General features: G+C 65.8%; 5 protein-coding genes and 1 tRNA gene. 2 read left to right on the top strand and 4 right to left on the bottom strand.

Annotation, left to right across the window (positions count from 1 at the left end):
• Window positions 1-98: 98 nt before the first annotated feature.
• Window positions 99-172, bottom strand: a tRNA-Met gene (locus tag HMPREF3097_RS06900).
• A 211-nt stretch (window positions 173-383) separates the two neighbouring features.
• Window positions 384-3,389: a UPF0182 family protein gene (locus tag HMPREF3097_RS06895; protein WP_070761662.1), complete on the bottom strand. Its 3,006-nt coding sequence runs from the start codon at window positions 3,387-3,389 to the stop codon at window positions 384-386.
• 141 nt (window positions 3,390-3,530) lie between these two features.
• Here HMPREF3097_RS06895 and HMPREF3097_RS06890 point away from each other — a divergent pair, with 141 nt between their 5' ends.
• Window positions 3,531-4,067, top strand: coding sequence for a PPA1309 family protein (locus HMPREF3097_RS06890; protein WP_043951981.1), 537 nt, complete (start codon window positions 3,531-3,533; stop codon window positions 4,065-4,067).
• 25 nt (window positions 4,068-4,092) lie between these two features.
• Here the strand turns inward: HMPREF3097_RS06890 and HMPREF3097_RS06885 are convergent, their stop codons facing one another.
• Complete coding sequence (locus HMPREF3097_RS06885) at window positions 4,093-5,169, bottom strand: YlbL family protein (RefSeq protein WP_070761661.1); 1,077 nt, start codon at window positions 5,167-5,169, stop codon at window positions 4,093-4,095.
• A 183-nt stretch (window positions 5,170-5,352) separates the two neighbouring features.
• Between HMPREF3097_RS06885 and HMPREF3097_RS06880 the strand changes: the two genes are divergently transcribed.
• Window positions 5,353-6,978, top strand: a complete 1,626-nt coding sequence (locus HMPREF3097_RS06880) for a zinc-dependent metalloprotease (RefSeq protein WP_246821320.1) — start codon at window positions 5,353-5,355, stop codon at window positions 6,976-6,978.
• Here HMPREF3097_RS06880 and HMPREF3097_RS06875 read toward each other — a convergent pair.
• Window positions 6,975-7,571, bottom strand: a complete 597-nt coding sequence (locus tag HMPREF3097_RS06875; RefSeq protein WP_070761659.1) for a M48 metallopeptidase family protein — start codon at window positions 7,569-7,571, stop codon at window positions 6,975-6,977. The two genes, HMPREF3097_RS06880 and HMPREF3097_RS06875, sit on opposite strands and share 4 nt — an antisense overlap.
• Window positions 7,572-7,630: the final 59 nt, after the last annotated feature.

Here is a 7,630-nt window from a genome sequence, read left to right as displayed (position 1 = left end):
CCGCGTCCCCTTTTGTCGTTTAACCCCCAAATGGCGATTTCAGCACAAAATAAAGAAGACCCCTACCAGTGTTTCCACTGGTAGGGGTCTTATCTTAGTAGCGGGGGCAGGATTCGAACCTACGACCTCTGGGTTATGAGCCCAGCGAGCTACCGAGCTGCTCCACCCCGCGACGCTTGCGAGTACAGACTCAACCAATTCCTTGGCTGACCTCTGTCTGCAACATCGACTAGCCTAACAAGGCTCCATACAAAAGCAAAATCGCCCGCTGGCCTGCGCTCTTCCATCGAGCGCTGCGACCAACGGGCGATCAGCGGGCTAGTCACTGGGCGGCGACGCGACCGCCCAGCCAGCCGGGCGCCTCCAGGCCGCCCAACCCGCCCCTACTGCTGGGACTGCAGCTCGCGGACGGCCTTGTCCAGCTCGTCGAGTGCCTTACCGAATTCCTCGAAGGAGCCGGACTGGCGGGTGCGGTTGACCTTGTCCATCGCATCCCGGACCTTCTGGGCAGCGTCACCCTGCGGCAGCTGACCAGCCGCCCCGGAGCCCTGCTCCTGATCCTTGCCCTCGTCCTTCTTACCGGACTCGCCTTCGTCCTTCTTGTCGCCCTTGCTTGGGTCCACGACGCTACCGTCGACCTCCTCCAGGTCCGTGGCGGCAGCCGGGTCGATGCCCACCTGCTCCAGGGCCTCGGCGATCGTCGGCGCGTAACCGACCTGACCGTTGTAGGACACCAGGACGCGCAGCAGCTTCGGGAACGCGGACTCCTGGTCCTTACGCTTGGAGTACACCGGCTCCACGTAGAGCACCTGGCCGTCGCCCACCGGCAGGGTCAGCAGGTTGCCGTTGATGACGTCGTTGGTGCCCTCAAGCAGGGTGCGCTCACGGGCGACCTCGTCGGAGGACATCATCGTGTCCTGTGCCTGCTTCGGACCCTGGGTCTGCGTCTGGGTCGGCAGCACGCGCACGTGGATCTTGCCGTAGCTCTCCGGGTCGGAGGAGACGGTCATGTGCGCAGCCAGGAACTCACGACGCAGGCCGCGGAACGGGGTGATCAGCTGGAAGCTCGGCTTGCCCGTCTCCGGGTCGGCGGCGACCACGTAGTACGGTGGCTGCGCCAGCTCGCCCTTGTTCTCCTTGGCGGTCGGGTCGGAAGGCACGGACCAGAAGGCGTCGTTCTGGAAGAACACGCCCGGGTCACTGACGTGGTAGCGGGCGATGAGCTCGCGCTGCACCTTGAACATGTCACCTGGGTAGCGCATGTGCTGCATCAGCTCGTCGCTGATCTCGGACTTCGGCTTCACGACGTCCGGGAAAGCGCCACGCCAGGCCTTCAGCACCGGGTCCTTCTCGTCGAACTCGTAGAGCTCGACGGTGCCGTCGTAGGCGTCGACGGTGGCCTTGACGGAGTTGCGGATGTAGCTGACCTTGTCGGTGACCAGCTGCTCACGGCGGACACCATCGGGGTTGGTGGTGTCCGTCGTGGTCTCCGTCAGGCTGGTGCGCTCGGAGTAGGGCAGGTCCGTCAGGGTGGTGTAGCCGTCGACGACCCACTTGATGCGGCCGTCGATGACGGTCGGGTAGGTCTTCGAGTCGGTGGTCAGCCACGGTGCGACCTTATGCACGCGCTCGCGGGGGTCGCGGTTGTACAGGATGCGAGAGTCCTCGCCGATGCGGTCGGTGAGCAGCAGGTTCATCGACTCGAAGTGGGCGGCGTACATCAGGCGGTTGAATGGATTATTGACGTCCACTCCGCCCTTACCGGTGTAGGTGTAGTTGCTGTCCTCGGTGTCGTACTCCAGCGGGTTGCCGCCGGTACGGCCGACGATGGCGTAGTCCGAGTTCGGCGTCGGGTTGGAGGCGATCAGCGGGCCGAAGTAGATACGCGGCTGCTTCAGATCCAGCTCCAGCTCGCCACCCTGGCGACCCCGCTCCAGGGACTGCAGGTCGGCGACGGTGTAGACCGGGTAGCCACCGCGGGCGGAACCGACGTCGCGGGCCACCTCGTCGACCTTGCGGGCCGGGGCGGCGATGAAGCCGTTGCCGTGGGTGTAGACGGTGTGGCGGTTAATCCAGTCCTGCTGGTTGCCTTCCAGGGTGTTCGGGTTCAGCTCACGAGCGGCGACGACAAAGTCACGCATCTTGCCATCAACCTCGTAGCGGTCCACGGCGAGCTCATCGGAGAAGCCGTAGAAGTTACGCAGCTGCTGTTGCTGGGTGAACGTCGGGGACAGAACCTGCGGGTCGAGAAGACGGATGTTGGAGAGAGTGACGTCGTCCTGGGCGATGGAGCGCTCCGCCTTCTTGCCACCCTGCTTGGTGCCCCAGTTGCGCTCGTAGGTGACGTTATCGTCCCCGAGTCCGTAGGCGTGGCGGGTGGCGTCGATGTTGCGGGCGATGTACTCGCGCTCCTTCTCCGCGCGGTTCGGCGCGACGGAGAACTGCTCCAGGATCGCTGGCCAGGCCACGCCGGCGACGAGGGAGGTCAGCAGCATCAGGGCCACGGCGAGCGCCGGGATGCGCAGGTCCTTCATCACGATGGTGAGGAAGAACAAGGCAGCGACGAAGATGGCGACGACGAGCAGGACGATCTTCGCGGGCAGGACGGCGTTGATATCCGTGTAGGAGCCACCCGTGAAGGTGTCGTGCTGGCGGTTGAGCAGGTCGTAGCGGTCGAACCAGTAGCCCACGGCCTTCACGATCATCCAAATGCCGGCGATGATTGCCAGCTGGCGGCGGGCCGCCGGGGCGACCTTCGCTTTCTCCCCCACCCGCGGGTTACCGGTGGTGATAGAGCCCAGCAGGTAATGGCCGATGCCGTTGACGAAGAACGCGATGATGAGGATGAAGCTGAGCATCCCCAGGATGAGGTTCAGCATTGGCAGGTTGAACGCGTAGAAACTTAGGTCCTTGCCGAACTGCGGGTCCTCCACCCCGAAGGAAGAGGAATTCCAGAACAGCATCGCGCGGCGCCAGTTGCCCTGCGCGACCAGGCCGACGACGATGCCCGCCAGGATCGGCAGCCACACCAGCATCGGGCGGACGGTCTGACGGATCGTCGGGCGGTTCGCGGCCAATGGCGAGGCCGAGCCGAGCGACTCCAGGCTGGTCGGCCGCTTGCGGTAGGCGGCGAAGGCCGCGAGCCAGACGATCGCCCCCGCAACCAGACCGAAGATCAGGAATAGAATCACGCGGGTCACGATGACGCTGAAGAATACGCCCTGATATTCCAGGTCACGGAACCACTGCCAGTCCGTGTACGCACCAACCACGATGGGCACCAAGAAGAACGCCACGCCCAGCGCCATGACCAGGCCGGCGATAATCTTGGAACGGCGCGAGGGCGTGAAATTTGCAGATGAGGCGCCAGATGGAGGCTGTGCCGACATACTCAAGGGTTCACTACTTCCTACGCAGAATCAGATCTAACAGTCCAGGATACGTAGTAAAACTTCCCTCGCGAAATGAGTTTTTGCCCCTAGCGATGCTGGCTGCCGCCACATATGGGGCGGCGGGCTAAACTCGCGGCCATGAACCTCAACGATGACCGCATCTTGAACGCCGCCCTCATGGAGGCCGTGGACTTCATCCAGGCCGAGGGCTGGGATCGCCCCGCCACCCTGTTCGCCCTCGTTCCGACGGAGCTCGTCGCCGACGCCCTGGAACTCACCGAGGACCGCAACCCTCTCTCCCTGATCGTGCAGGACGACCTGCCGGAGCACATCCGCCCCGGCTCGGAGGAGCTGGGCGAGTTCGTCGCCTCCATCCGCTGGCCTGCGCAGGTGGTGGGCGCGATCCTGGCCCAGGAGATCTCCTTCGTGGACTCCTCCCTAGGCGAGGACGCAGCCCCGCAGCAGGCACGACTGTTCAGCGGCATCTTGGACGCGGGTGCCCGGGATGGCGCCGCGGCGGCGGGCGATGGTTCCGAGCGCACCTTGCTGCAGCTGCGCCCGACCGAGGAGGAGCTCGCGGCCGATCCCTTCGGCCAGGACCGCGTGGAGCTGCGGGGCGGGGAGGATATTGCGCCGGGCGTGATCGCCGCGCTGCGCGCCACCTTCGTGGACTAGGGCCTCGCTAGGGCCTCGCTGCGCCCTAGCTGCAGGTGTCGAAGCCGCCGCCGGAGCGGATGCCCTCCAGGTCCTTGACCGCGTCCTCGAGGGAGTCGACCTTCACCAGCTTCGGCCCGGCGTCCTCCACCGTGAGCGCCTCGGCGCAGTTGCCGGCGGGTACCAGGAAGTATTCGGCCCCGGCGTCCGCAGCCGCGCGGATCTTGTGGGTGATCCCGCCGATCGCGCCGACCTGGCCGGCAGCATCGATGGAGCCGGTGCCCGCGACGAACGCGCCACCCGTCAGATCTTGCGGGGTGAGCTTGTCCACGACGGCGAGGGAAAACATGAGCCCCGCGGAGGGGCCGCCGACGTCCTGCAGGTTATAGCGCACGCGGATCTCACCCGCGGGCTGGGATACAGAAGTCACGCCCAGGAAGGCGGAGCCCTGCTCGGCCCGCTGGAGATGCTTCGGTGGCTCGCCGAGCGTGACGGTCACCGTCTCCTCCTTGCCCTGCCGGTCGACCAGGACGTCGATCTCGTCGCCCGGTGAGTGCTCGCCGACCACCCGTGCGAGCTCGTCGGGGGTGGTGATGGTTCGGCCGCCAACCTCGCGGATGACGTCGTTGACCTTGATCTTCCCCGCTGCCGGCGCGTCGTCCAGGACGTCGATGACGGCGGTTTCCAGCGGTTTGTTGAGATAGTTCATCGCCGCGGTGGTGGCGTTGGATTCCGAGGCGGCGAAGGCTGCCTGATTCTGCTGCTGGACTTCCTCGGGAGACTTGTTCGCGGGGAAGATCTGCCCGATCGGCACGAGGGTGTCGTCGGTGGTCAGCCACCGGGCGAGCGCCTGGCCGAGCGTGAGCTTGGTGTGCACGGAGACGGTGGTCATGTTGAGGTGACCGGCGGGTTCATTGGTCTCCGCACCGGTGATCTCGACGACCTGCTTGCCGCCCTCCTCGCCGAGGGTGTTGAAGGTCGGCCCCTTGCCCTCTGCCGCGTAGGGAACCGTCAGGTCGATATCGGTGCCCGGGATGCTCGGCAGGCCAAGCAGGGTCACCAAGACGACGACCGGGGCGGCGCCCAGCGCGATCGTTCGGTTGCGACGGTTCCAGATTTTCATCGTTCATACCCTACCTGCTCGTGGGGACTGCTGGGTTGAGGCGAGGCCGGGCGGTGGGTGCGGGGTGACGTCCTCAATATGGAAAGGGTGACGGGAAGCGATGGCGGGACCGTTCGCTCACAGCACACGGAACGGGCGGTTTTTGGTGGGGCGCTGTCCGCTGCGATCAGTAAGGTTGTTGGCATGAGTAATTTCGGCTTCGGCATGCACCCCAATAACAACGGTGGCAACGGCGACGACAACGGCCGCGACGATGATGACCACAAGGATGGTCAGAACGGTGGCGACGGTCGTGGCGGCCAGGGCGACGGTCGAGGCAATAATCCTTTCGAATTTATCTTCGGCGGCCCGGGCTCGGGTGGTTCTGAGCAGTCGAATCCCTTCGGCGGTGGCTTCGGCGGCGGGAATCTCGGCGACCTGCTGAACCAGTTCGGCTCGATGTTCAGTGGCTTCGGCGCGGATCTGAACAGCACGGGCGCAGATGATGCCGTGAACTATTCGATGGTGGAGCGCACCGCTCGCCAGCACATCCGCAGCAAGCAGCAGGCCAGCGAGGGTGGGCAGCACCCGTTCGGCGGTTTGTTCTTCGGCTTCGGCGCTGGCCTCCAGCGCGGATCGGGGTCCAGCACGCCGAGCCAGTCGGATTCCCAGGCCGTGGCGGAATCTGTGCGACTCGCGGAGCTGTGGCTGGACGGGGCGACCACGCTGCCTGCGGGGGCTACTGGCTCCGTCGCCTTCGGCCCGGAGCAGTGGCTGGAGGAAACGCTCGAGACGTGGAAGCGGATCTTCACCCCGCTGGCGGAGAAGCTCGGCGAGGCCGCGATGGGCGAGATCCCGGAGGAGATGCGGGATCAGATGGGCCCGCTGGCCGGCATCATGCGCCAGGTCAACGCGATGAACTTCTCCATGCAATTGGGCCACACACTCGGCGAGCTGGCGACGGGTGTCAGCCACTCCACGCAGTGGGGTATGCCGCTGGCAAGCGGCAACGTGGCGGCTGTGGCGACCGCACAACTGGAGTCCATGGCCGAGAAGCTGGGCACGGATAAGCGGGAGGCGCTGATCTACCTGGCGACCCGCGAGGCCGCACACCACCGCCTGTTCAAGCACGTCCCGTGGCTGGCCGAGCGCCTCATCCTGGATGTTGAGGAGTTCGCCCGCGGGCTGGCGCTGGATACCTCCGCGATGGAGGAGGCGATGCGGGAGTTCAACCCGGAGTCCATGAATGATCCCGCAAAGATGCAGGAAATGATGGCTCAGATGCAGGGCCAGGACCTCTCCCCCAAGGTCGTGTCCGCGAACGCGCACGCCCGCGAGCGGCTGGAGACTAGCCTGAGCCTCGTGGAGGGCTGGGTGGACTACGTGGTCGGCCAGGCGCTGGCGGACCGGATGCCGAATGCGTCGATCCTCACCGCGGCGTGGTCCTCTTACCGCAACACCGAGTCCCCGGAGATGGAGGCGCTGAGCAAGACCGTGGGCATTTCCCTGCTCGCGCCGCGCGCCAACGATGCCGCTGGTCTGTGGCACAAGCTGGACGAGGCCGTGGGCGCGGAAAAGCGCGACGGAATCTGGGATCACCCGGACCTGCTGCCGCTGGCCAAAGACCTGGACAACCCGGCTGGATTCATCGGCAAGGTGGCCTTCGACGGCGAGGACGAGGACTTCGACCCGATCAGCGAGATCGAGAAGCTGGAGGCGGAGCTGAACCGCCAGGGCGGGCCGCGCGAGGAGCGCACCAACCGCCGCCGCCCGGAGCAGGACGACAAGCGGGATCAGACCCCGGAGTCGAAGGACGACGAGGACGATTAGGGCTGCGGTTCCGGGCCGTCGCCCGGGCAGCCCCAGCGCTGATAGGCCTCGAGGTAGCCGCGGGCCCGCTCGAGCTGTGGCGCGCGGCTAGCCCAGTGCCAGAAGTCCGCACCGTGGTTGGGGATCCACGTGTGCACGAGTTCGTGGATGATCACGGAGTTCAGGACGTAATCCGGCACCTGTTTAAGCCGGTGGGAGATGCGGATGCGCCCGGTGCTGGGGGTGCAGCTGCCCCAGCGGGTGGTCATGTTCTTCACCCAGGTGATGGAAGACCATTCCGCCTGGCCGCCTAAGTATTTGTCATTCAAGGCCTCGGCCAGGGCCTGGAGCTGATCGTCGCTGCGCTTGTGGTTCGTGGCACGGGTGGCTTTCTTTTCTAGCCGGGCGATGAGCCCCTCCCCCGCGGCCACCAGCCGCTCCAGGCCCATCGCGGCCGGAGCCAGCATCACGATTGTTTGCCCTTCCCAGCGGGCGGTGATGGTCTTCTTCCGCCGCGCCGAGAGCCGCACCTCCACCGGGCGGGCCGGGGTGCTGAGCCGCGCGGCGGCCTGCTGGGCCTTGCGTTGCGTGGCGGTGGGCTGGGCTCTGGTCATGGAAGCACATGTTAGCCGCCGCGCTTGTCGCTAATCCTTCGCGGTTTCGCACTTTGCCC

This window comes from Corynebacterium sp. HMSC27B11 (assembly GCF_001815985.1).
Taxonomy (GTDB): Bacteria; Actinomycetota; Actinomycetes; order Mycobacteriales; family Mycobacteriaceae; genus Corynebacterium.
This window is presented reverse-complemented; position numbering and strand designations above follow the sequence as displayed.